The organism is Microbacterium sp. NPDC088619, from assembly GCF_044752825.1.
Lineage (GTDB): Bacteria > Actinomycetota > Actinomycetes > Actinomycetales > Microbacteriaceae > Microbacterium.
Genome location: NZ_JBIVLZ010000001.1, coordinates 1,457,724 through 1,479,945 on the forward strand (window position 1 = coordinate 1,457,724; position 22,222 = coordinate 1,479,945).

Here is a 22,222-nt window from a genome sequence, read left to right on the forward strand (position 1 = left end):
GTTTTTGCGAAGGTTCCGAACGAAAGCCCCGGGCGCGCTCAGAGCTTGCGGAGAAGCACGCTCTCGACGCTGTGGTCCACGCCCTTGTTGAGCACGAGACGCGCTCGGTGCTTGGTCGGCATCACGTTCTCGACGAGGTTCGGCATGTTGATCTCGTTCCAATAGCCGAGTGCCGTCGTGATCGCCTCCTCGTCGGTGAGATGGGCGAAGACGTTGAAGTACGACGACGGGTTCGAGAAGGCTCCCTGACGCAGGGCGAGGAAGCGGTCGACGTACCACTTCTCGATGTGCGAGGTGTCGGCGTCGACGAAGATCGAGAAGTCGAAGAGATCGCTCACGGCCACATCGTTGGGTGCGGGCGGCGGCTGCAGGACGTTCAGCCCCTCGACGATGACGACGTCGGGGCGCCGCACGACCACGTGCGCATCAGGGACGATGTCGTAGCGCATGTGCGAGTAGAAGGGCGCCCGCACCTCTGCGGCCCCGCTCTTCACCTCGGTGAGGAACTCGAGCAGCGCTCGCCGGTCGTACGACTCGGGGAAGCCCTTGCGGTCCATCAGGCCTCTGCGTTCGAGCTCGGCGTTCGAGTGCAGGAACCCGTCTGTCGTGACGAGTTCGACCCGAGGGGTGCCCGGCCACCGACTCATCAGCTCTCGCAGCAGACGGGCGATGGTCGACTTGCCGACGGCGACGGAGCCTGCGACGCCCACCACGAACGGGGTCGTCGAGTCGTCCTCCTGCAGGAACGAGCTCGTCGCGGCCCCCAGTCGCTTCGTGGCCGTCGCGTAGAGGCTGAGCAGCCGGCTCAGGGGCAGATAGACCTCGCGCACCTCGGCGAGGTCGAGGCGGTCGCCGATGCCGCGCAGCTCTACGACCTCGGTCTCGGTGAGCGGCTGATCGAGGCCCGCCGCCAATCGTGCCCATTCGTCACGACCGATCTCGCGATATGGAGACAGAGGCAGCGTGGGATCGGCGGTGGTCACGGATACATCGTAACGGCGCACGAGTAGTCTCTATCCGTGCGCCTGGGAGTACTCGACATCGGTTCCAACACCGTCCACATGCTCGCCGCCGATGTTCGCCCCGGCGGTCGACCTCTGGCGACCACCAGCGACCGCACCGTCCTGCGCCTGATGCGCTACCTCACCGACGACGGATCGATCTCCGAAGACGGAGTGCGCGCACTCGAGGCTGCCGTCACTCGGGCTCGCGACGTGGCTGAGTCCGAGCGGGTCGACGAGCTGCTCGCCACCGCGACGAGCGCGGTGCGTGACGCCCGGAACGGAGCCGACGTGATCGCCCGCATCGAGGCGGCCCTCGGTCAGCCGCTCCAGGTTCTCGACGGAGAGACCGAGGCCGAACTCACCTTCCTCGCCGTACGGCGCTGGTTCGGCTGGTCGGCCGGACAACTGCTGCTCCTCGACATCGGCGGCGGATCGCTCGAAGTCGCGGCGGGCGGTGACGAGCTGCCGGATGCCGCAGCATCGGTCCCGCTCGGAGCCGGCCGGATGACGGTGCAGTTCCTGCCGCATGATCCGCCGGGTGAAGACGACGTCGAGCGACTTCGGGAGCACGCGACCGCGACCCTCGCCGAGGTGCTCCCGCGTTTCACGGCGCTGCCGCGCCCCGATCACGTCGTCGGCTCGTCGAAGGCGATCCGATCGCTCGCCAGGCTCGCGGGCTACCCGGTGCCAGGGTGGTCGGGGATCCAGCGCATGGTGCTGCCGCGTGCGTCACTGGGGTCGTGGATCCCGCGGCTGGCGCGGCTGCCCGCGTCCGCGAGACAGGAGCTTCCCGGCATCACCGCGGATCGCACCTTCCAGATCGTCGCCGCGGCGGTGTCGCTGCACACGGCGATGACGGCTCTCGACGTCGATGAGCTCGAGGTGTCGCCGTGGGCGCTGCGCGAGGGCGTCCTGCTGCGATACATCGAGCAGCTGAACTGGAGCGCGCCGCGCGGCTGACCTGCAGGTCGGGCTCGCACGGCGCGCTCGACGGCTCAGAGGGAGAGTCGCTCTCGCACGACGGCGACGAGCCGATCGGCGTACGACCGAGCGGATTCGGCGTCAGCCGCCTCGACCATGACCCTGACGAGGGCCTCGGTTCCGGACTTGCGGAGCAGCACTCGACCGGTCTCGCCGAGTTCGGCGGCGACCTCGGCGACGGTCTGCTGCACGACGGGGTCGGCGTCCACGGCGTCCTTGTCGACGTCGCGCACGTTGATGAGCACCTGCGGGTAGACCTTCATCACGGCGGCGAGCTCGGCGATCGTCTTGTTCTGACGAGCCATCTCGGCGACCAGGTGAAGACCCGTGAGCAGACCGTCACCGGTGGTGGCGTACTCGCTCATGATCACGTGACCCGACTGCTCGCCCCCCAGGGCGTAGCCGCCCCTGTCCATGTCCTCGAGGACGTACCTGTCGCCGACGGCCGTCTGGCGCACGGTGATCCCGTGCTCGCGCATGGCGACGTGCAGGCCGAGGTTGCTCATGACGGTGGCGACGAGCGTGTCGTCGGTCAGATGCCCACGTTGCTTCATCGACACCGCGAGGATGGCCATGATCTGGTCACCGTCGATGATGTTGCCCTGCGCGTCGACCGCGAGGCAGCGGTCGGCGTCGCCGTCGTGGGCGATCCCGACATCGGCGCCGAGTCGGACGACCGCCTCGGCGAGCTTGTCGAGGTGCGTCGATCCGACGCCGTCGTTGATGTTCCAGCCGTCGGGGTCGGCGCCGATCACGGTGACCTCGGCGCCTGCGTCACGGAACGTCTCGGGAGACACACCGGATGCCGCGCCGTTGGCGCAGTCGAGCACGACCTTGATGCCGTTCAGGCGGTTCGGCAGCGAGCCGAGCAGGTGCACCACGTAGCGGTCTTCAGCGTCGGAGAATCGGTCGATCCGGCCGACTCCCGCGCCCGTGGGACGGAGCTTCTCGCCCGCCATCGCCTCTTCGATGCGCTGTTCGACCACATCGGGCAGCTTCACGCCGCCCCGGGCGAAGATCTTGATCCCGTTGTCGGGCGCCGCGTTGTGCGAGGCGGAGATCATCACACCGAAGTCAGCGTCACGGTCGGCGACGAGGAACGCGAGCGCAGGGGTCGGGATGACCCCGGCCTCGAGCACGTCGACGCCCGAGGACGCGAGTCCTGCGGCGACAGCTGCAGTCAGGAAGTGACCGGAGACGCGGGGGTCGCGGGCCACGACTGCGGTGAGTCGCTTGCCTTCGGCTTTGCGAGCCTCCGCAGTACGGCCCTGGCCCAGGACGACAGCAGTCGCCTGGGCCAGGGTGAGCGCGAGGTCGGCGGTGAGGATGCCATTGGCGAGTCCTCGCACACCGTCCGTGCCAAAGATCGGCATCGGAGCGGTTGACCTTAACGCTTCGAGTACTGAGGCGCCTTACGGGCCTTCTTGAGTCCAGCCTTCTTACGCTCCTTGACACGCGCGTCGCGCGAGAGGAAGCCGGCCTTCTTCAGGGTCGGACGGTTGTTCTCCTCGTCGATGCCGTTGAGCGAACGGGCGATGCCCAGACGCAGCGCGCCGGCCTGACCCGAGGGGCCACCACCGGAGATGCGCGCGATGACGTCGTAGCCGCCGGCGAGGTTGAGGATCGTGAACGGGTCGTTGATCAGCTGCTGGTGCAGCTTGTTCGGGAAGTAGTCCTCGAGCGTGCGGCCGTTGACCGTGATCGTTCCCGAGCCGGGGACGAGACGCACGCGGGCGATGGCCTGCTTGCGACGGCCGACAGCGGCACCCGGGACGCTGAGCACGGGGCGGGGAGCCGCCTCGACTGCGTCGGTCTCGGGAGTCGACGTCGAGAAGTTCTGGGGGTTTTCGGTGGTGTCCTGGATGTCAGCCACGAGTATGTCCTTAAGTCTTTACGGCGCTTACTGGGCGACCTGGTCGAGGGTGTACGTCTGCGGCTGCTGGGCGGCGTGCGGGTGCTCGGCACCGACGTACACCTTGAGCTTCGACAGCTGCTGACGGCCCAGGCTGTTCTTGGGGAGCATGCCACGGATGGCCTTCTCGACAGCGCGGATCGGGTTCTTCTCGAGGAGCTCGGCGTAGGTGACCGACTTCAGGCCGCCCGGGTAACCCGAGTGGCGGTAGGCCAGCTTCTTCTGGAGCTTCTGACCGGTGAGCGCGACCTTGTCTGCGTTCACGATGATGACGAAGTCACCCGAGTCGATGTGGTTGGCGAAGGTGGGCTTGTGCTTGCCGCGCAGGAGCGTAGCGGCGTGCGAGGCCAGGCGGCCGAGAACGACGTCAGTGGCGTCGATGACGACCCAGTCACGCTGGACCTCGCCAGCCTTCGGGGAGTAAGTGCGCGTCACGATAGTGCTGCTTTCTTGTTCGAACGGAGAAGTTCGTGAATCCCACTCCGGGGTGGTTCTTCCCTACAGGGATGAACACGCCAGTGGAGGGCTCACGTTCGTTAGTGCTCGGCAGTCGAGTACCAAAGTGACAGCTTACGTCATTCCGGACGTTCTCCCAAACCGGGCTGATCGGCGATCAGTCGAACTGCGTCGTCACGAGGATCGGACGGTGGTCGCTCATCCCCTGCGGGAGGGTGGTGACCCGTTGGATCTCGAAGCCGACCGAGGTGGCGAAGTCGTAGTGACCACGGAACACCCGGTAGCGGGTGTAGGTGTGGTCGTCGCTCAACGTCAGCGCGTATCCGTGCTCACGGATCGTCTGACCGAGGTTCTCCTTGAACACCGGGTAGTTGTAGTCGCCGACCATCAGCTGCGGCAGCCCTTCGCCGAGGGTCGCGAGCTCGGTGAGGGCGGCCCGGATCTGGTGCCGGCGCAGGGAGTTCAGGGCCGTCAGCGGCGCCGCGTGGAACGACGCCGCGATGAAGTCGCGTCCTGCGTCGATGTTCCTGAGCCGCGCTCCCAGAACCCGTTCGTGCGCGGGCTTGGCGATGCGGTCGTGCAGTGACTTCTTCAGCTCGATCGTGCGGATGCCCTGCAGGTGGAACTCGCTCGCGCGGTAGAACATCGCGAGTCCGAGGCGGTTCCCCTGCGTCGCATCCGCGAGGGTGAGGTCGCCGATGTTCTCGGGCAGGTCGACGACATCGCACTCCTGGAGGCACAGGATGTCAGGATCGTGCGCCGAGACCAGTGCCGCGAGCTCTCCTGCGGCGCGGTGCTTCTGCAGGTTGTACGAGATGACCTTCATCGCATCTCACGGTAGTGGCTCAGGCTTGGATTCCGGTGAAGATCGCAGACACTTGCAGTGAACGCCTGTGTTCCGCTAGCGGCGCAGCACGCGCTGGGCGAGCCAGTTGCCGAAGAGCTGTCCGATCTGGACGATCACGATGATGATCGCCACGGTGACCCAGGTCGCCTCCTGGTTGAACTGCTGATATCCGTAGATGATCGCGAAGTTGCCGAGGCCGCCGCCCCCGATGTAGCCCGCCATCGCAGACATGTCCACGACCGCGATGAACATGAACGTGTATCCGAGGATCAGCGGAGCCAGCGCTTCGGGGATCACGAGCCCGAAGAGGATCGCGAACCGCTTGGCCCCGATCGCGAGAGCCGCCTCGACGATCCCGGGATCGACCGCGACGAGGTTCTGCTCGACGACCCTGCCGATCACGACAGCGGCCATGATCGTCATCGGCACGATGGCCGCCTGGGTGCCGAGCGTCGTTCCGGCGACCGCCTTCGTGACGGGTCCGACCGCGGTGAGGAAGATGATGAACGGGATGGGGCGGATGACGTTGATCAGCAGATTCAGCACCCCGAACACGGCCCTGTTGGCGAACAGATTGCCCGGGCGCGTGGCGTAGAGCACCGCGCCGATCAGGAGACCGGCTGCACCGCCGATCACCAGCGTCACGGCGACCATGTAGACGGTCTCCTGGATCGACTGCAGCAGCACCGGGGTCAGGCTGCCCCAGTCGGTGGCGGTGTGCACGTGGTTCACGAGGCCACCTCCGTCCCGCGGGTGGGAGCCGCATCCGACGGCCGGAGCAGCTGCGCTCTCGTGCGGGTGGAGAGTTCTGCCACGACGGAGGCGAGCACGTCGTCCTCGGCGTGCACCCGGTAGGTGAGGGTGCCAAGTTGGCGACCTCGGATGTCGGTGACTCCGCCGAACACGACAGTGTGCCGCACGCCGTGGTGCTCGAAGACATCGGCGGCGTGCTCGCTGGTGAACTCGTTGACGTCGGCGCTGATCAGCGATCCGCCGCCGACCAGGAGCGCGTCGAGGGTGTCGCCGGTCGGCACCCCCTGGGTGACGGCCGCGACGAAGCGTTCGGTCAGCGCCGCTCGCGGATGCGCGAACACCCGATAGGTGTCGCCGCTGTCGACGACCCTGCCGCCGTCCATCACGATCACCTGGTCGCACAGCTCGTGGACGACGGAGATCTGGTGGGTGATCACCACGATCGTGATGCCGAGCGTGCGGTTGATCCGGCGGAGGAGAGCGAGCACCTCCCCCGTGGTCTGAGGATCGAGTGCGCTCGTCGCCTCGTCGGCCAGCAGCAGCTCGGGGTTCGCGGCGATCGCCCTCGCGATGCCGACTCGCTGCTTCTGCCCGCCCGAGAGCGCCCGCGGATAGCTGTGCGCCTTGTCGCCGATGCCGACGAAGTCGAGCAGCTCCGCGACACGAGGGCCGATGTCCTGCTTCTTCCACCCGGCCACCTTGAGCGGATACGCCACGTTGCCTCGCACGGTGCGGGAGTTGAACAGGTTGAACTGCTGGAAGATCATTCCGATCCGCCCGCGGAGGCCCCGCAGTTCGCTCGCCGACGCCGAGCCGACGTCCACGCCGAGCACGTCGACGACTCCGGCGGATGGCTTCTCCAGGCCGTTGACCAGCCGCACGAGGGTGGATTTTCCCGCGCCCGAGTAGCCGATCACTCCCACGATCGATCCGCGCTCGACCTGCAGGTCGACGTCCTCGAGCGCGGAGACGGCGGACCCCCGCCGGGTGGCGGGGAATCCTTTGGACACCCCGTCGAAACTGATCACCGTCATGGGTCCGCCGTCGCTCGTCACTGCGAGTCGCGCAGCTGGTCTTCGAGGTCGGAGAGCTCGGACTGGAGGTCCTCCGCGCTCCAGTCGCCCTTGAACTGCAGGTTGCCCTGGTTGAGCTCGGTCACCGATTCCTCGACCTCGGCGCTGTGGTACGCCTCGAGCAGCGTGGCCCAGCGCGGGTCGTCCTTCTGATCGTCACGAACGACGAAGGCGTTGATGTACGGGGCGAGCTCGGGGTCGTCGAGGTCTTCCTTGAAGATGATGAGCTCGTCGCCGAGACCGCCCTTCTGCGCCTGCGTGTTGTTGACGATCGCAGCCTGTGCGCTGCCGTCCTTCAGAGCGGTCACCGTCTGGTTCGCGTCGACCGGGAGCACTTCGACGGTGCTCGAGACGATGTCATCGGGTGTGGAGAGGCTGTCGCCGCCGTCCTCGAGTTCGACGAGACCGGCGCGCTGGAGGTTCAGCAGCGCGCGGGCCAGGTTGGTCGGGTTGTTCGGAACCGCGACGGTCGCGCCCTCGGGAAGCTCCTCGACGCTCTTGTACTCCTCGGAGTAGATCGCGAGCGGGTAGACCGCGGTGGCGCCGATCGGCACCAGGGTGCCGCCGTTGTTCACGTTGAACTGCGAGAGGAAGATGAGGTGCTGGAAGAGGTTGACGTCCAGCTCGCCGTCCTGCACACCCTGGTTCAGCTGCACGCCGTCGCTGATGGTGCGGACCTCGAGCTCGATGCCCTCCTCGGCCAGCTTGTCCTTGAGGATCGTCCAGTGCGCCTCGGTGCCGTCGTCAGCGCCGATCACGATCTTGCTGCTCTCGGCGTCGTCAGCGCTGCTGCCCGATGCGGGCTCGGCAGCACCGGAGCAGGCGGCCATCGACAGGGTCAGGGCGCCGGCGGCGAGCACACCGAGAACGGACAGGATCTTGTTCTTCACACGGGAGTCATTCACAAGACGAGAGTGAAGCACGCCCGGCGCTCGGGGCCCGTGGCCGCGGTAACCCCGCGTAATCGGGGTCATCTCGCGTAATACGAAGGCAGTGCATGGCGTCCGGATCACTACCGTGAGAGGGGTGACCCGCAGCCTGCTGGAGGACGAGGCTCTCGACTTCGTCCGAGCACTGATCCGCATCGACAGCGTCAACACGGGCGAGCCGGAGACCATCGGCGACGGCGAGACGCGAGCCGCTCGTCTCGTGCAGGAGCGGCTCGAGGATGCCGGCATCGCGACCACCTTCGTCGAGCCCGTTCCCGGACGCGGCAGCGTCATCGCCCGCATCGAGGGCAGTGATCCCGACGCCGGGGCGCTCATCGTGCACGCCCACCTCGACGTCGTCCCCGTCGATGCCCGCGACTGGGCTCATGATCCGTTCGGAGGCGAGATCGACGGCGGTCTGCTGTACGGCAGGGGCGCGGTGGACATGAAGAACTTCGCGGGAGTGATCCTGGCCGCAGCGCGCGAGTTCGCACGCTCCGGCATCCGCCCGCGCCGAGATCTGATCTTCGCCTTTCTCGCCGATGAGGAGGCAGGGGGCCGATGGGGCGCGTCCTGGATCGTCGACAACCGCCCCGATCTGCTCGTCGGTGCCACGCAGGCGATCAGCGAGGTCGGCGGCTTCTCGGTGCCGCTCGCGGAGGGGCGCAGGGCCTACCTGCTGGCCACCGCCGAGAAGGGCGTCGGCGGGGCCACGGTCACGGCGCGAGGCGAGGCCGGTCATGCCTCACGCCCCCGACCGACAGACCCTGTGACGCGCCTGGCGGCCGCGGTCGCCCGTATCGGCGAGCACCGCTTCCCCGTCGTGCGCACGCCCGCGCTGGAGCGGTTCCTCGAGGTGTTCGGCGAGCACCGCGGAGTGTCCTTCACCGACGACGACCTCGACGAACAGCTCGAGGATCTGGGATTCGTCGGGCGAGTGATCGCGGCATCCGCCCGCCAGACTGTGGCTCCGACCGTGCTCCGCGCAGGCGACAAGAGCAACATCATCCCGGCGACGGCGCGCGCCTCTCTCGACCTCCGCGCGTTGCCGGAGCGGGAGGACGACCTTCGCGCGCAGGTGGCCCGCCTCGCCGGCCCCGACGTCGAGGTCACCTGGTCGGCCTGGCTCTCCCCCATCGACTCTCCTCTCGACACTCCGTTTCAGGATGTGATCTCCGAAGCGATCCGCGCGGAAGACCCTGCCGGCGTCGTCGTCCCCTATCTGCTGCCCGCTTCGACGGACAACAAGCACTTCGCTCGACTGGGCGTCGACGGCTACGGCTTCGTCCCGCTGCGTGTGCCGGAGGACTTCGATGTCTACGGGCAGTTCCACTCCGCCGACGAGTGCGTGCCGGTCGAGAGTCTGTTTTTCAGCGCCCGGACCACTGTGCGGATCCTCCGCGACGCCTGAACATCGCTGCCCGGAGTCAGGCGTCGTATCCCCATCGGATCCCCATCACGCCAGGGCCGAATCCGTGCCTGGCGAGGTGGACGGATCCGCTGCGCACGGAGCGCATCGACGACACGTACTCCTCGTCCGTCTCGATGTACTCCTCGCACCAGCTGGGGAGTGCGTCGGGATGGAAGCGCACCCAGATGAGGCTCTCGCGAGCCGATCTCGACGTCGCATGCCAGGCCGACTGCCGGGGCGGATATCCGGGCGGGAAGGTCTCGGTGAACTCGAACAGCGTCGTTCCGCCGGTGGTGATCGGCTCGTCGAGCGCGATGACCACGCCGGACACGAGCCGGCCCCGGTGCAGATGCTCTCGATCGATCCTCCCGCCGACGACATCGGAGATCACGGACATCACATCGGTCTCGATCGGTGCCACGTCGATGAGGGGCACCTCGGTGATCGTGCCTCTCGTCGCCTGCACGAGCGAGCGCATGGTCGTCTTCTCCACCGCGCCGTCGGCGCCGACGAACACCGTCATGTGGGTCGAGAGGTCGCGGAGCGCGTCCTGCGGAGCCGCACGCAGCTCTCGCAGGGTCTCCTCGGTCTCCCGCTGTTCGCGCTCCTCGTCGAAGGGAAGCCGCGGAGGTGCGATCGGTCCCAGACGCGAAGTCGGGATCAGCAGGCCCCCGAGATGGCCTCGATGCAGACCGAGACGGTCCTCGATGCCGTCGACGACGCTCAACGACTGCGGCCCTTCGGGCTGCCGATCACCGGAACGCCAGTAGCTCAGCGTCGCCATGGATACCGGGTTGCCGTCATCGATCAGCTGGTCCCGCAGGCGCGCGAGGGTGATTCCCCGGTCGGAGATCGCCGCCCGGAGCGCAGCCGCGAATGTGCCGCCCTGTTCGCCGATCCGCTCCGTCACAGTCCCCCGCCGCAGTGTGAAGATGGCCTCCGTAATATCAGCATACGGTTCAGCAGCGTCGCCCCCTCGGCCTGCAGGGAATCGTCCCCGCCGAGTCATGCGCTCGTGCCGTCGCGGCGAGCGCGCGTCTGCTCCGCTCTGGTCGACAGGAGCTCATCCGCGGGGTATCCGACCTCGGTGAGCGTCAGCCCCCTGGCCGCCAGCACCTTGAACTCGCTGGTGCGGGTGAGTGCGTCGCGCAGCACGACCAGATCGTCGACATCGAGCCGCCCCTCACCCACGGCGACGCACGCGCCCACCAGTGCCCGAACCATGCTGTGGCAGAACGCGTCAGCCTTCACCTCGGCGACGAGCACTCCCTCTGAGTCTCGCGACCATCCGTAGTCGAGGAGGGTCCGGATGGTCGTGGCCTCCTCGCGAGGCTTGCAGTATGCGGCGAAGTCATGAAGGCCGATGAGGGTCCGCGCGGCGGCATCCATCGCCTGTCCGTCGAGAACACCCCGATGCGCGGTCGTGTCGTGGCGCCGAAGAGGGTCGTACCCGGAGGTCGAGTCGGCGAGCCGATATCGATAGCGTCGCCAGACCGCCGAGAAGCGGGCGTCGAAGCCCTCAGGAGCGATCGAGGAGCGCGTGACGGTCGCGTCGGGGTAGGCCCCGAGCACACCGCGCATGCGCCGCGCGATCGACGCCGCCGGATCCTGCGGCGCACGGCCCTGACGCGACTCGATGCGCGACCACTGCGCCTCGTCGAGGTCGACGTGCGCCACCTGGCCCAGAGCGTGCACCCCGGCATCCGTGCGCCCGGCGACGACGAACTGCACGTCGGAGCCGACGATGCGCGCGAGCGCCGCCTCGAGCGTCCCCTGCACCGTTCGCAGGGTCGGCTGCTTCGCCCACCCGCGGAAGTGGGTGCCGTCATAGGCGATGTCGAGCCGGATGCGCACGGATAAAGCCTAGGGCGTGGCCGCACGCGATCCGGCTCTCACCGGATGCCGGAGCTCAGATGCCACCGTCGATCGAGCGGATCAGGCCCGGCTCGTCGGGCACCATCACCTGGGTGTCGCGGTTGAGGCTCTCGCCGCGGAAGAACCTCTTCGACCGCGGGAACAGATACCAGATGAACATGAGGACGAGGCCGAAGGCGAGCGCTCCGATGCCGATCACGAAGGTGCCGCCGATGCCGAAGAGGACCGTGTAGCCGTAGTCCACGTCCCACATGTCGATCGCCGACTGCACGAAGGCCCAGGTGAGCATCGCCGCGCCCAGCACAGGGAACAGCCCCTTGAAGAAGAACTCGCGAGCCGAGCGGGTGAGGTCCTTGCGGAAGTACCAGGCGCAGGCGAATCCGGTGATGGCGTAGTAGAACGCGATCGCCAGACCGAGCGACAGGATCGAGTCCTGGAGGATGTCGTCGCTGATCAGGGTCATGCCGATGTAGTAGGCGACGGCCACGACCCCCATGACGATGGTCGAGAACGACGGCGTCTTGTAGGTCGGGTGCACGTCCTTGAACTTGGCCGGCAGAGCCCGGTACACGCCCATCGCGAGAGTGCCGCGAGCGGTGGGGAGGATCGTGGTCTGCGTCGAGGAGATGGCCGAGAGCACGACTGCGACCACGAGCACCCAGCCGAACGGGCCGAGCAGGCCGTCCTTGATCGCCAGGAAGAAGTCGTCGGCGTTGGCCTCGTTGCCGAGCCCGGTGCCCTCAGCCCCGAGACCGGCGTACATCATCGCGGCGATCGTGACACCGACGTAGGTGACGAGAAGGATGACGGTCGTCAGCAGCGCTGCGCGGCCGGGGATCCTCTTGGGATCCTTGGTCTCCTCGTTGAGCGCGAGGCAGGTGTCCCAGCCCCAGTAGATGAAGAGAGCCAGCAGGATCGACTCGGTGAAGCCGGGCCAGCTGGTGAACGCGAACGGGTTCAGCCACTCCATCTCGAACGGCGTCGGGTTCGGCGCGGTCCCGGCGAAGAACTGCCAGAGAGCGGCGACGACGAAGATCGCCAGTGCGAGGTACTGGATGCCCAGCAGAACGTTCTGGATGCGCTCGCCGATCTCGACGCCGCGCCAGCTGACCCAGGTCATCGCGGCGATGAACAGCACCGCGACGAGAACGATCCGCCAGTCGTCGTTCTCGAGATCGAACCCGATCAGCGACCAGAAGTAGACCGACGCGATCTGGGCCAGGTTGGCGAGCACGACCATGCCGGCGACCGCGACACCCCAGCCGCCCATCCAGCCCACCCACGGGCCGAACGCCTTCGTCCCCCATGTGAACGTCGTGCCGCAGTCGGGGACCGCGTTGTTCAGCTCACGGTAGGCGAAGGCGATCAACAGCATCGGCACGAACGCGATGATGAACGCGATCGGCGCCTGTGCGCCGACGGCCAGCACCACGTAGCCGAGCGTCGCCACCAGCGAGTACACGGGGGCCGTCGAGGCCAGGCCGATCACGGTGGAGCCCCACAGACCGAGTGTGCCTGCGGCGAGCCCCTTGCCGTCGGGGCGTTCGAGATGGATCGGCGTCGTAGCTGACATGCTCAGAACATACGGCCACCACGTATATCGCGTCAATCCTTTTCTTACACCGACGGATTCCGTGGCGAGGGGTATTCCTCTACGACGAATTCCGTCGAGCTAATCGCGATCGATCATTCCATCGGCATGGTCGGCGACCCACTCGACGAGCGGCAGCATGCGCTCCATGAGATCGCGACCGAGCGGCGTCAGGCTGTACTCGACATGCGGCGGCACCGTCGGGAAGGATTCGCGGCGCACGAGCCCGTCGTCCGCCAGGGTGCGCAGGGTGGAGGCGAGCATCTTCTCGCTGATGCCGCCGACCTCGCGGCGCAGTTCGCCCCAGCGACGAGTGCCGTCGGAGAGCGAGGAGAGCACCAGCACGCCCCACTTGCTCATCACGTGGTCGAGTATCACTCGAGTGCTGCACCCGGGTTCGAAGATCTGCGGGGTCGCTTCCCGGATCTGCGCATAACTAACCGTCATGTACGTACCTTACTTCAAAGTGGGTACCCGCAGCCTGGAATGTTCGGTACCGATGGCGAGGTTGTCGCTCATGTCACCTACGAAAGGACACCCCATGACCATCCTCGTCACCGGCGCGACCGGCAACCTCGGACGCCTCGTCATCGCCAGCCTCCTCGAGCGAGGCGCCGACCCGCAGTCGATCATCGCCGGCGCGCGCGACGTCGCCAAGGCCGAGGACCTCGGCGTGCGAGCAGCGCGTCTGGACTACACCGATCCCTCGTCGATCGCCGCGGCGCTCGACGGCGTCGACTCGGTGCTCCTGGTCTCGGGGTCGGAGGTCGGGCAGCGCGTCGCGCAGCACCAGGCCGTCATCGACGCGGCCAAGGCCGCCGGAGTCACGAAGTTCGTCTACACGAGCGCCCCCAAGGCGACGACGAGCGACCTCGTGCTCGCCCCCGAGCACAAGGCGACCGAAGAGCTCATCGCGGCGTCGGGTCTCCCCGCGGTGATCCTGCGCAACAACTGGTACACCGAGAACTACGCCGCCGACGTCGCCCGCGCAGCCGAGACCGGTGTGCTCGCCTCCGGCGCCGGAGACGGACGCGTCGCGTCAGCCAGCCGCAAGGACTTCGCCGAAGCCGCAGCCGTCGTCCTGCTCGAGGACGGCCACATCGGCCAGGTGTACGAGCTCGGCGGCGATGTCGCGTGGAACTACACCGACCTCGCCGGGGCCATCGCCGAGGTCACGGGTCGCGACGTCGAGTACAAGCCGCTGACCGCTGACGAGCAGCTCGCGGGTCTGCAGGCAGCCGGTCTCGACGAGGGCACGGCGGGCTTCGTCGTCGCTCTGGATGCCGGCATCGCCTCGGGCGCGCTCTCCGACACCGACGGCACGCTGGCCCGTCTCATCGGGCGGCCGACCACACCCCTCGTCGACGGCCTTCGCTCGATCGCCTGATCACCGGACGTTCACCTGACGAAGGGGGCCGATCTTCACCCAAGATCGGCCCCCTCGCGTGCTCACGCGGACTCAGTCCGACGCTGCCTCCCGAGGATGGACATACGCGATCGTGAGCACGATCTCGACGGTCCCCAGACCGTCTTCCGCGAGGACCTTGCCGATGGCCGCGCGGACATCTCGAAGCAGCTCGAGAGCGCTCGCGGAGTATTCGACGCCGAGAGATGCCTCGACCGAGGCGATCTCGTCTGAGATCCGCACCGCCACGAGAGGCTCGTCGATCCGGCTGATGCCGATCGCCACGGCCCCCTCCCCGACGAGGTTCGACACGAGCGAACCTGCCCGGTAGACGCTGCGCACGCCGGGCGTCGCCAACACCGCCGTCTCGATCCGCTCGGCGAATCCCGGTAGGGCTGTCGTGCTCATGAGGCCTCCTCCGCCGCACTGCTGATCCGCTGGATGTCCCGCACTGTGACATCGATCGACGTCACGGTGAGGGACGTCTGCCGGCGCAGACGCTCTGCGACCTCGGCGCGAAGCCGTGCGACCGCCGTCGGGATCGATTCGCCGTAGACGGCGTTGACCTCGATCGAGATGCGGATCGGCTCACCCACGACGGTGACGTCTCCGTCGAGGGTCGAGTGCCCGACCAGGATGCCCGGTACGGCATTCTCCGCCGAGCGGATGAGTCCCCGAACCGCACCCTCTGTGATGCCGAAGTCGACCGACGGGTCGGGCTCCGCGAACGGGATGCGGCGTCCTGCACGAGCATCCAGCGCGATCCCCGAGAGGATGCGATCGACCCAGCTGTCGTCGACCTCCGGGCTTGCCGCGGCGTCCGCTTCGATCAGCTGGCCGCCCAGACCGCGAAGCCGCTCGAGCGCGTCGAGAGCGAGCTGGCATCCGGGCGAGCCTTCGATCGACGGGTCTGCAGGAAGCCTGCCTGCGTCGAGATAGTCACTCAGCTCTTCGAGCGTGTGTCCATCGAGATCACTCGGCTCGAGTCCGAGCTGACGGACGTCGGGGGTCGCCTGATCATCGGTCATCGCCAGGCCTCCATTCGCACGATCATGAACTTTCGGGCTCTCGCGAGAAGACCGCGGGCCGTCGACACCGAGATGTCGAGCTCGGCCGCGATCTCGTCGTACGAGTACCCGCCCATCTCTCTGAGCACCCAGCACTCGCGCTGGGCCGCCGGAAGCTCCTGCAGCGCGGCTCCCAGCGCCTCGATACCCGCGCGGGCCTCGACGATGCGTGCAGGCGCACCCTGCGCCGGGGCGGCCTGTTCCACGTCATCCACGTCGACCATCGGTCGCAGCGCGCGGATGCGGTCCACCGCCTTGCGGCTCACGATGCGCATCAGCCAGCTCTTGACCTTGCCCGGGTCGTCGAGCTCGGAGAACCGCTGCCATGCGGTCACGAACGTCTCCTGAACGATGTCGTCGACATCGGCCGAGGCGTTCAGCATCCGCTGGGTGTACGCGCGCATCATCGGCGTGTACCTGCGCACCAGCACCGCGAAGGCGGCGACGTCGCCGTCCATCGCCCGACCGGCGACGATCCGGTCGTCAGCCTGCTCGAGTGCAGAGCGAAATCGTTCCCCAGCCATGCGTCGACTCCCTTTTCCATGCCCCCGAACGGATTCGGAGCGGACCCCCGATCGGATCGGATCGACGATCCGATCGCGAGGTCACGAGATGCTGATCCGATCGATCGTTCGCATCTCGATGGGTCACAGGACACGTGTCTCCGCGCTGCCGTCATCTGCAGCGACCGCGTCGTCGTTCGAGTCGTCGTCAGACGGGATGTGCACATCGTTGATGGTGACGTTGACCTCGACAGCCTGCTTGCCGACGAACTCGCTCATCGCGACGGAGATCGCCGCACGCACGTCGTCTGCGACCTTCTGCAGCGACGCCGGGTACTCGGCGACGATCGTCACATCGACCGCGACCTGGGTCTCGCCGACCTCGACGCTGACCCCCTGGGTGAGGTCCGTGGAGTTGAGGGCGTCGCGGATGGCGCCGACCGCGCGCGCGGCTCCGCCACCGAGTGCGTAGACGCCTGGCACCTCGCGAGCCGCGATGCCGGCGATCTTCGCGACCACGCCGTTCTCGATGATCGTCGCACCCGTCGAGGCGACGGTGGAACCTGCCGGGGCGACCTGGGCCTTGGGCTGCTGTGCGTTCGAGACGTTCGTCATCGGGTGCTCCTTCGTCAGTGTGTTCCGCCCTCACCGGGCGGGTCGCGGTGCAGCGACACCACTAAGACGGATGCTACGAACGATTCGTCACAGATTGGTCTGAATTCATGAAGAAGGCCGCTCCCCCGCAAGGGAACGGCCTTCTTCGGGATGGGGCTCAGCGCGCGGTGCGTGCGAACGCGACCGCTGCGAGGGCGGCGGCCTGGTCGCCGAGCACTGCATCGTCGAACACCACCCGTGGCGAATGATTCCATTCGATGGTGCTCGGGTCGGCATCGGGAGGCGAGGTCATCAACGCGATGAACGTGCCGGGCACCTCATCGAGGACGAAGGCGAAGTCCTCCGAACCCATCATGGGCGTCGGCATGATGACGACGCGCTGCTCGCCGAAGACATCCCGCAGCACATCGACCGTCTCGCTCGTCTCCGCCGGGTCGTTCACGGTCACCGGGTACATCGTGTCGAAGCGGATGTCGGCCGTGAGACCGTGCGCGGCCGCGACCCCGTCGATCACCCGGGGAAGACCCTCCTGGAGGATCGCGAGCGAGGCGGGCGACATGTTGCGGACGGTCGCCGCCAGCTCGACCTGCTCGGGGATGACGTTGACCGCGCCGTCTCCTGTCGAGAGCCGGGTCACCGACAGCACGACGGGGTCGAACGCGTCGAAGCGGCGCGTGACGAAGCTCTGGAGCGCCAGAACGATCTCGGCCGCTGCGGGAACCGGGTCGAGCGTCTGGTGCGGCTGCGATCCGTGCCCGCCCCTCCCCTGCACGGTCACGAAGAGCTGGTTCGACCCGGCCGCCACCGCTCCGCTCCTGGTCGCGAAGACCCCGCGGGGTCCAGGGGCGACATGGATCGCGTAGGCGGCGACCGGGCGCTCACCCGCAGCCTCGAGTAGACCCTCCTCGATCATGACCTTCGCTCCCCCGTGCCCTTCTTCTCCGGGCTGGAACATGAAGATGACCGAGCCGCGCAGCTCATCCCGCCGGGCAGCGAGCAGCTTCGCCGCTCCGACGAGTCCGGCCGTGTGCAGGTCGTGACCGCACGCATGCATGTTGCCGTTGACGGACGCGAAGTCGAGGCCTGTCGTCTCGTCGATCGGCAGGGCGTCCATGTCGCCGCGCAGCAGCACTGCGGGCCCCGGCAGCCCTCCGCGCAGAACCGCCACCACCGAGGTGGTGCGGGTGCCGGTGGTGAGCTCCAGCGGCAGACCGCCGAGTGCATCGAGCACCTTCTGCTGCGTGCGAGGGAGGTCGAGGCCGAGCTCGGGGTCGGCATGCAGGGCACGGCGCAGGGATACCAGGTCGGGCAGGATCGCGACGGCATCCGCTGCGAAATCTGGGGTGCTCAAGGGTCAGCCTTTCGTGAGGGAGGAGTCGGTCTCGCGCGGCATCCGCATGAAGGCGAGGGCGAGGGCGGCGATGATGAAGGCACCCGCGCAGACGCTCCAGATCGTGATGTAGCCGCCGATCGACGAGCTGAGGGATCCGGACGCCGTGAATCCCGCGAGCAGCACCGCGAACACCGCACCGGCCGCGGAGCCTCCGAGGGTGCGCAGCGAGTTGTACACGCCCGTCGCGATGCCGGTCGAGTCGCTCGGGGCCAGTTCGGCGACGAGCGCGGGGAGCGCTCCGAGAAGGAACCCCATGCCGATGCCGTTGATCGCCGAGATCACGAAGATCTGCCAGAGCTCATCGTGGAACGCAATCTGGATGAGAGATCCGGATGCCGCGAGCACCGCGCCCGTGACGAGGACCGCTCGAATGCCGATCCGACGGGCGATCGGCGCGAACGTCGCCGCCCCGACCGTGGCGAGGATCGTCACGACCGCCGTGACCGCCGAAGCCGTCCCGGCCGTCGCCGCGAAGCCGTACCCGGACACGTCCGGATCGGCCGTGAGGAAGGTGGTCGACGGCGCCTGCGCACCGAACATGACCATGCCAAAGAGGAACGCCGTCAGGTAGACGGGGCCGAGACGGGGCGAGACGATCAGTCGCACGTCGATGGCCGGAGAAGCCACGCGCAGCTCCCACAGCACCCACAACACGAAAATCACGGCTGCGGCGGCGAGCGTGACGATGGTCGACGCGGAGCCGAACCCGTCGCTGGATGCGAGACGGAGGCCGAACAGCAGCAGAACCATCGCGAGGCCGATGCCGATGAAGCCGACGACGTCGATCTTCGCGCCCGTCCGGGTCGTGGACTCCGGGACCTTGAAGAACACCGCGTAGACGCTGACCGCGACGAACAGCACGGGCACGAGCAGGGTCAGGGTCAGGGTCGGCAGCAGAGCCGAGAACACTCCGGCCGAGATCATTCCGAGGATCGCGCCTCCCGTGAGGCAGGAGACGAGCAGGCCGATCGAGGTGCGCGCGGTCTCGCCCTTGATGCGGTTGTGCACGAGGGCGATCTCGAGGGGCAGCCAGACGGCGAGCGGTCCCACCAGGATGCGAGCGGCGAGCACCAGGGGGTAGCTCGGCAGGAATGCGGTGACCAGCGTGCCGATGAGCACCGCGACCACGGCGATCCGCAGCATTCGACGATGCCCGAAGATGTCTCCGAGCTTGGAGAGCAGAGGCACGCACACGGCCGCGGCCAGTGTCTGGACGGTGAGGAACCACGTGATGTCGGAGTCGGAGACCCGCAGATGGCCGGCGATCTCGCCCAGCAGAGGGGCGTAGAACCCCTGGACGAATCCGCTGGCGAGTTCGCAGAAGACGAGGAAGCCGACGACGGCGCGGGCGCTCACCTTCGGCAGGGATGCGGTGAGGGGTGGGGTGTCAGTGGTCAAGGGGAGGCCTGTTCATCGGCGTCTGCAAGGCGACGCGGCGGGGTGCTGACGAGAGCGTCGATGATGTCGACGTAGTGGCGCTGATCGATGTGTATGCGCTTGACGGACTGCCGGTACAGGGTGAGCCCGGCGATCGTGTCGAGGAGGATGTCGTGGTGGACGTCCTCCGGGAGTTCGCCTCGGGCGATGGCGCGATCGATGATCTCGACGCCCTGCCGACGGCGGTGCTGGAAGAAGGAGTCCCACAGAGTGGGGAAGACATCGGGCTCGAACATGGCGCGCAGCCCGTGGCCCTGCTCGGGAGAGATCTCCTGGTTGCGCTGGTTCTGCAGCACGTGTTCGAGCAGATCGGCGCGGACGCTCCCCAGGTCGGGCATCGCCCCGATCTCGACCTGGGACCGCAGGACGGCGGCGACGAGCGCGCCTTTGTCGGCGTATCGGCGGTAGATCGCGGTCTTGCCGCAGCCGACCGCCTTCGCGACCTGCTCGACGCTGAGCGCCTGATACCCGCGCCGACCAAGGAGTTCGCCGGCGCTCTCCAGGATGCGTCGCGTCAGGTCCTCATCGGTGGGACGGCCGGACTTCTCGGTCTGATCGGATGCCATGGCCCAACGATACGATACGGCGTGTTTCGTAAGTGTTACGGATCGGCCACGAAATGAGCAGCACTCACAGTGCACTCTTAGGTTTGAAGTGCAATATTGCACTCTATGAGCGAGAGTGCAGATTCACTGCGAGACCAGCGCAAGCGCGAGACGTCGCGCGCTCTGACCGACGCCGCCCGACGCCTGACCGCCGAGCAGGGATTCGCCGGGTTCACGGTCGAAGAGCTCTGCGCCGAGGTCGGTGTATCGCGGAGGACGTTCTTCAACTACTTCGAGAGCAAGGAGAACGCGGTCTTCGGCTTCGCCGCGGTCGACCCGCGGCAGGAGAAGCTGGAGGCGGAGTTCGCCAGGCAGAACGGCGACCTGCTCGACGACTTCATCCGGCTCACGATCGCCCGCTTCGAGCTCTTCAATCCGCTCGATGACGCTCCTGCCCTCTTCGCGGTGATCGAGCAGGAGCCTCGGCTGCTCAAAGCGGTGTTCGAGCAGATCGCGAAGAACGAGCGGCGTGACATGACGATCATCGTGCAGCGCACCGGCGAGGGCGACGATGCCGAGCTGCGCGCCGAGGTCCTCGTCCATTCGGTCGGCGCGCTGGTGCGCCTGTGCATGGACCAGTTGCTGCACCACCACTCGACCGATTCCTTCAGCGACCTCGTCAGCCGCCGGCTCGAGATCGCTCGCACCGTGTTCGCACCGTCACAGAAAGCCGACTGAATGTCCGCCACTGCCACCAAGGATGCACCCTTCCTGCTCACGAAGCGGCGCATCTGGATCATCTTCAGCGCCCTGATCGCCGGGATGCTGCTCTCGAGCCTCGACCAGACGATCGTCTCGACCGCCATGCCGACCATCGTCGGACAGCTCGGGGGCGTCGACCACCAGGTCTGGATCACCACCGCCTACCTGCTGGCGACGACCATCGTCATGCCCATCTACGGCAAATTCGGCGACGTCCTCGGCCGCCGCAACCTCTTCCTCGTCGCGATCGCCCTGTTCACGCTCGCCTCGGTCGGCTGCGCCTTCGCGACCGACTTCTGGATGTTCGTCACGTTCCGCGCCCTGCAGGGGCTCGGTGGCGGTGGGTTGATGATCCTGTCTCAGGCGATCATCGCCGACATCGTCCCCGCGAACGAGCGCGGCAAGTACATGGGCCCGCTCGGTGCCGTGTTCGGTCTGTCCGCCGTCGCCGGCCCGCTCCTCGGCGGCTTCTTCGTCGACCACATGACGTGGCAGTGGGCGTTCTACATCAACATCCCGGTCGGCATCGCCGCCTTCATCATCGCCCTCGTGGCGCTGAAGCTGCCGAGCAAGAAGGCAGAGAAGCCGATCGACATCTTCGGCGTGATCTTCCTGTCGATCGCGACCACCTGCCTGATCTTCTTCACCGATTTCGGAGGGGACAAGGAGTTCGGCTGGGATTCCCTCGCGACCTGGGCGTGGGGCGCCGGGCTCATCGTCGCCGCGACAGCTTTCGTCCTCACCGAGGCCAAGGTGCAGGACCCGATCATCCCGCTGAGCCTGTTCCGCAATCCGATCTTCGTCAACGCGACCGCGATCGGACTCGTGCTCGGCATCGGCATGTTCGCGGCGATCGGGTTCGTGCCCACATTCCTGCAGATGTCGTCCGGCACATCAGCCGCGGCATCCGGTCTGCTGATGATCCCGATGATGGTGGGATTGATCGGCACCTCGATCTTCTCCGGCATCGCGATCTCGAAGACCGGGAAGTACAAGGTCTATCCGATCGTCGGCACGATCCTCACCGGCATCGCGATGGTGTCGATGACCACCCTCTCCGCCGAGACGCCGATCTGGCTGATCTGCACCTTCCTGTTCGTGTTCGGCGCCGGGCTCGGCCTGATCATGCAGGTCGTCGTCCTGGTCGTGCAGAACGCCGTCCCCGCCGGCGAGATCGGCACCGCGACGAGCACGAACAACTACTTCCGCGAGGTCGGAGCGTCGCTCGGCACCGCAGTGTTCGGCACCATCTTCACCACGCGTCTGACCGAGAACCTGCTCGGCGTCTTCGCCGATGCCGGCGCATCGCCGGAAGATGCGTCGCAGGCCGCGTCGACGATCGACCCGGCGACGCTCAACGCGCTTCCGGATGAGGTGCGAGATGGAATCGTCACGGCCTACGCGGATGCTCTCGCACCGGTGTTCTGGTTCCTCGTGCCGTTCATCGTTCTCGCGCTGGTGCTGTCGCTGTTCCTCAAGCAGATTCCGCTGTCGGATCAAGCCGGGCTCGTCGCCCGGGGCGAGGCCATCAGCGGCGAGGAGGCCGAGCGCCTGGAAGCCGAGCAACGAGGCACGGTCATCCGGAGCACCGCCGGACCGGATGGTGAGGGCCGCGTCGCGGTCGACAGCGACGCGCCGCCGAGCGCTCGCTGACGTCGCTCCC

Annotated in this window: 24 protein-coding genes; 5 read left to right on the forward strand and 19 right to left on the reverse strand. The window is 67.2% G+C overall.

The features are described 5' to 3' along the window. Window positions 1-38: 38 nt before the first annotated feature. Window positions 39-983 carry a type I pantothenate kinase gene (gene coaA / locus ACIP5T_RS07265; protein WP_042539164.1) on the reverse strand — a complete coding sequence of 315 codons (945 nt, stop codon included), beginning with the start codon at window positions 981-983 and terminating at the stop codon, window positions 39-41. A gap of 36 nt (window positions 984-1,019) precedes the next feature. Between coaA and ACIP5T_RS07270 the strand changes: the two genes are divergently transcribed. Beyond that, the gene (locus tag ACIP5T_RS07270; RefSeq protein ID WP_400861897.1) at window positions 1,020-1,964 is read left to right on the forward strand and encodes a Ppx/GppA phosphatase family protein; all 945 of its coding nucleotides are present in this window, start codon (window positions 1,020-1,022) and stop codon (window positions 1,962-1,964) included. A gap of 35 nt (window positions 1,965-1,999) precedes the next feature. On the opposite strand, the gene glmM is transcribed toward ACIP5T_RS07270, so the two are convergent. The 7 genes from glmM to ACIP5T_RS07305 all read right to left on the reverse strand — a co-directional run bounded on the left by glmM (window position 2,000) and on the right by ACIP5T_RS07305 (window position 7,916). Continuing rightward, complete coding sequence (gene glmM, locus ACIP5T_RS07275; protein ID WP_400861899.1) at window positions 2,000-3,358, reverse strand: phosphoglucosamine mutase; 1,359 nt, start codon at window positions 3,356-3,358, stop codon at window positions 2,000-2,002. A gap of 14 nt (window positions 3,359-3,372) precedes the next feature. Beyond that, a complete protein-coding gene (gene rpsI / locus ACIP5T_RS07280) occupies window positions 3,373-3,858 on the reverse strand; it encodes a 30S ribosomal protein S9 (RefSeq protein ID WP_042539158.1) in 486 nt (161 codons plus the stop codon). Between the two features lie 27 nt (window positions 3,859-3,885). Next, entirely contained in the window at window positions 3,886-4,332 is a 447-nt protein-coding gene (rplM, locus tag ACIP5T_RS07285) for a 50S ribosomal protein L13 (protein ID WP_042539156.1), read from the reverse strand. A 178-nt stretch (window positions 4,333-4,510) separates the two neighbouring features. Continuing rightward, window positions 4,511-5,179 (reverse strand): endonuclease/exonuclease/phosphatase family protein, encoded by a 669-nt coding sequence (locus ACIP5T_RS07290; RefSeq protein WP_400861901.1) that lies wholly within the window; start codon window positions 5,177-5,179, stop codon window positions 4,511-4,513. 75 nt (window positions 5,180-5,254) lie between these two features. Beyond that, the gene (locus ACIP5T_RS07295; protein ID WP_400864668.1) at window positions 5,255-5,854 is read right to left on the reverse strand and encodes a methionine ABC transporter permease; all 600 of its coding nucleotides are present in this window, start codon (window positions 5,852-5,854) and stop codon (window positions 5,255-5,257) included. A gap of 74 nt (window positions 5,855-5,928) precedes the next feature. After that, window positions 5,929-6,987 carry a methionine ABC transporter ATP-binding protein gene (locus ACIP5T_RS07300; RefSeq protein WP_400861903.1) on the reverse strand — a complete coding sequence of 353 codons (1,059 nt, stop codon included), beginning with the start codon at window positions 6,985-6,987 and terminating at the stop codon, window positions 5,929-5,931. Between the two features lie 17 nt (window positions 6,988-7,004). Next, window positions 7,005-7,916, reverse strand: coding sequence for a MetQ/NlpA family ABC transporter substrate-binding protein (locus tag ACIP5T_RS07305; protein WP_400861905.1), 912 nt, complete (start codon window positions 7,914-7,916; stop codon window positions 7,005-7,007). 136 nt (window positions 7,917-8,052) lie between these two features. Here ACIP5T_RS07305 and ACIP5T_RS07310 point away from each other — a divergent pair, with 136 nt between their 5' ends. Continuing rightward, a complete protein-coding gene (locus ACIP5T_RS07310; protein WP_400861907.1) occupies window positions 8,053-9,366 on the forward strand; it encodes a M20/M25/M40 family metallo-hydrolase in 1,314 nt (437 codons plus the stop codon). A 16-nt stretch (window positions 9,367-9,382) separates the two neighbouring features. On the opposite strand, the gene ACIP5T_RS07315 is transcribed toward ACIP5T_RS07310, so the two are convergent. The 4 genes from ACIP5T_RS07315 to ACIP5T_RS07330 all read right to left on the reverse strand — a co-directional run bounded on the left by ACIP5T_RS07315 (window position 9,383) and on the right by ACIP5T_RS07330 (window position 13,279). Then, on the reverse strand, window positions 9,383-10,276 hold the full coding sequence (locus ACIP5T_RS07315; protein WP_400861909.1) for a hypothetical protein: 894 nt from the start codon (window positions 10,274-10,276) through the stop codon (window positions 9,383-9,385). 95 nt (window positions 10,277-10,371) lie between these two features. After that, window positions 10,372-11,220, reverse strand: a complete 849-nt coding sequence (gene truA / locus ACIP5T_RS07320) for a tRNA pseudouridine(38-40) synthase TruA (RefSeq protein WP_400861911.1) — start codon at window positions 11,218-11,220, stop codon at window positions 10,372-10,374. A 55-nt stretch (window positions 11,221-11,275) separates the two neighbouring features. Continuing rightward, on the reverse strand, window positions 11,276-12,814 hold the full coding sequence (locus tag ACIP5T_RS07325; RefSeq protein WP_400861913.1) for an APC family permease: 1,539 nt from the start codon (window positions 12,812-12,814) through the stop codon (window positions 11,276-11,278). 99 nt (window positions 12,815-12,913) lie between these two features. Then, on the reverse strand, window positions 12,914-13,279 hold the full coding sequence (locus ACIP5T_RS07330) for a helix-turn-helix domain-containing protein (protein WP_290159738.1): 366 nt from the start codon (window positions 13,277-13,279) through the stop codon (window positions 12,914-12,916). A 94-nt stretch (window positions 13,280-13,373) separates the two neighbouring features. Here ACIP5T_RS07330 and ACIP5T_RS07335 point away from each other — a divergent pair, with 94 nt between their 5' ends. Continuing rightward, window positions 13,374-14,219: an SDR family oxidoreductase gene (locus tag ACIP5T_RS07335; protein WP_400861914.1), complete on the forward strand. Its 846-nt coding sequence runs from the start codon at window positions 13,374-13,376 to the stop codon at window positions 14,217-14,219. Between the two features lie 72 nt (window positions 14,220-14,291). On the opposite strand, the gene ACIP5T_RS07340 is transcribed toward ACIP5T_RS07335, so the two are convergent. From ACIP5T_RS07340 to ACIP5T_RS07370, 7 genes are all read right to left on the reverse strand, one after another. Next, window positions 14,292-14,645: a hypothetical protein gene (locus ACIP5T_RS07340; protein ID WP_400861915.1), complete on the reverse strand. Its 354-nt coding sequence runs from the start codon at window positions 14,643-14,645 to the stop codon at window positions 14,292-14,294. After that, window positions 14,642-15,265, reverse strand: a complete 624-nt coding sequence (locus ACIP5T_RS07345) for an Asp23/Gls24 family envelope stress response protein (protein ID WP_400861916.1) — start codon at window positions 15,263-15,265, stop codon at window positions 14,642-14,644. The genes ACIP5T_RS07340 and ACIP5T_RS07345 overlap by 4 nt, the downstream gene beginning before the upstream one ends. Beyond that, window positions 15,262-15,828: an RNA polymerase sigma factor gene (locus ACIP5T_RS07350; RefSeq protein ID WP_400861918.1), complete on the reverse strand. Its 567-nt coding sequence runs from the start codon at window positions 15,826-15,828 to the stop codon at window positions 15,262-15,264. The genes ACIP5T_RS07345 and ACIP5T_RS07350 overlap by 4 nt, the downstream gene beginning before the upstream one ends. A 123-nt stretch (window positions 15,829-15,951) precedes the next feature. After that, window positions 15,952-16,422 (reverse strand): Asp23/Gls24 family envelope stress response protein, encoded by a 471-nt coding sequence (locus ACIP5T_RS07355; protein ID WP_400861920.1) that lies wholly within the window; start codon window positions 16,420-16,422, stop codon window positions 15,952-15,954. Window positions 16,423-16,579: 157 nt separating this feature from the next. Then, a complete protein-coding gene (locus tag ACIP5T_RS07360; RefSeq protein WP_400861921.1) occupies window positions 16,580-17,773 on the reverse strand; it encodes a M20 family metallopeptidase in 1,194 nt (397 codons plus the stop codon). A gap of 3 nt (window positions 17,774-17,776) precedes the next feature. Further along, window positions 17,777-19,213 (reverse strand): MFS transporter, encoded by a 1,437-nt coding sequence (locus ACIP5T_RS07365; protein ID WP_400861923.1) that lies wholly within the window; start codon window positions 19,211-19,213, stop codon window positions 17,777-17,779. Then, window positions 19,210-19,818 (reverse strand): TetR/AcrR family transcriptional regulator, encoded by a 609-nt coding sequence (locus ACIP5T_RS07370; RefSeq protein WP_400861925.1) that lies wholly within the window; start codon window positions 19,816-19,818, stop codon window positions 19,210-19,212. The genes ACIP5T_RS07365 and ACIP5T_RS07370 overlap by 4 nt, the downstream gene beginning before the upstream one ends. A 105-nt stretch (window positions 19,819-19,923) precedes the next feature. Here ACIP5T_RS07370 and ACIP5T_RS07375 point away from each other — a divergent pair, with 105 nt between their 5' ends. Together ACIP5T_RS07375 and ACIP5T_RS07380 are read left to right on the forward strand one after the other, a co-directional pair. Continuing rightward, window positions 19,924-20,535 carry a TetR/AcrR family transcriptional regulator gene (locus ACIP5T_RS07375; protein WP_400861927.1) on the forward strand — a complete coding sequence of 204 codons (612 nt, stop codon included), beginning with the start codon at window positions 19,924-19,926 and terminating at the stop codon, window positions 20,533-20,535. Beyond that, the gene (locus ACIP5T_RS07380) at window positions 20,536-22,212 is read left to right on the forward strand and encodes an MDR family MFS transporter (protein WP_400861929.1); all 1,677 of its coding nucleotides are present in this window, start codon (window positions 20,536-20,538) and stop codon (window positions 22,210-22,212) included. It begins immediately after the preceding gene. Window positions 22,213-22,222: the final 10 nt, after the last annotated feature.

What these genes read in the sequence shown, in the direction of transcription:
- ACIP5T_RS07340 (WP_400861915.1), bottom strand. Translation starts at nt 14,645, where the DNA reads ATGAGCACGACAGCCCTACCGGGATTCGCCGAGCGGATCGAGACGGCG.
- ACIP5T_RS07370 (WP_400861925.1), bottom strand. Translation starts at nt 19,818, where the DNA reads ATGGCATCCGATCAGACCGAGAAGTCCGGCCGTCCCACCGATGAGGAC.
- ACIP5T_RS07345 (WP_400861916.1), bottom strand. Translation starts at nt 15,265, where the DNA reads ATGACCGATGATCAGGCGACCCCCGACGTCCGTCAGCTCGGACTCGAG.
- ACIP5T_RS07350 (WP_400861918.1), bottom strand. Translation starts at nt 15,828, where the DNA reads ATGGCTGGGGAACGATTTCGCTCTGCACTCGAGCAGGCTGACGACCGG.
- ACIP5T_RS07375 (WP_400861927.1), top strand. Translation starts at nt 19,924, where the DNA reads ATGAGCGAGAGTGCAGATTCACTGCGAGACCAGCGCAAGCGCGAGACG.
- ACIP5T_RS07355 (WP_400861920.1), bottom strand. Translation starts at nt 16,422, where the DNA reads ATGACGAACGTCTCGAACGCACAGCAGCCCAAGGCCCAGGTCGCCCCG.
- ACIP5T_RS07380 (WP_400861929.1), top strand. Translation starts at nt 20,536, where the DNA reads ATGTCCGCCACTGCCACCAAGGATGCACCCTTCCTGCTCACGAAGCGG.
- ACIP5T_RS07290 (WP_400861901.1), bottom strand. Translation starts at nt 5,179, where the DNA reads ATGAAGGTCATCTCGTACAACCTGCAGAAGCACCGCGCCGCAGGAGAG.
- ACIP5T_RS07300 (WP_400861903.1), bottom strand. Translation starts at nt 6,987, where the DNA reads ATGACGGTGATCAGTTTCGACGGGGTGTCCAAAGGATTCCCCGCCACC.
- ACIP5T_RS07325 (WP_400861913.1), bottom strand. Translation starts at nt 12,814, where the DNA reads ATGTCAGCTACGACGCCGATCCATCTCGAACGCCCCGACGGCAAGGGG.
- ACIP5T_RS07335 (WP_400861914.1), top strand. Translation starts at nt 13,374, where the DNA reads ATGACCATCCTCGTCACCGGCGCGACCGGCAACCTCGGACGCCTCGTC.
- glmM (WP_400861899.1), bottom strand. Translation starts at nt 3,358, where the DNA reads ATGCCGATCTTTGGCACGGACGGTGTGCGAGGACTCGCCAATGGCATC.
- ACIP5T_RS07330 (WP_290159738.1), bottom strand. Translation starts at nt 13,279, where the DNA reads ATGACGGTTAGTTATGCGCAGATCCGGGAAGCGACCCCGCAGATCTTC.
- ACIP5T_RS07295 (WP_400864668.1), bottom strand. Translation starts at nt 5,854, where the DNA reads ATGGTCGCCGTGACGCTGGTGATCGGCGGTGCAGCCGGTCTCCTGATC.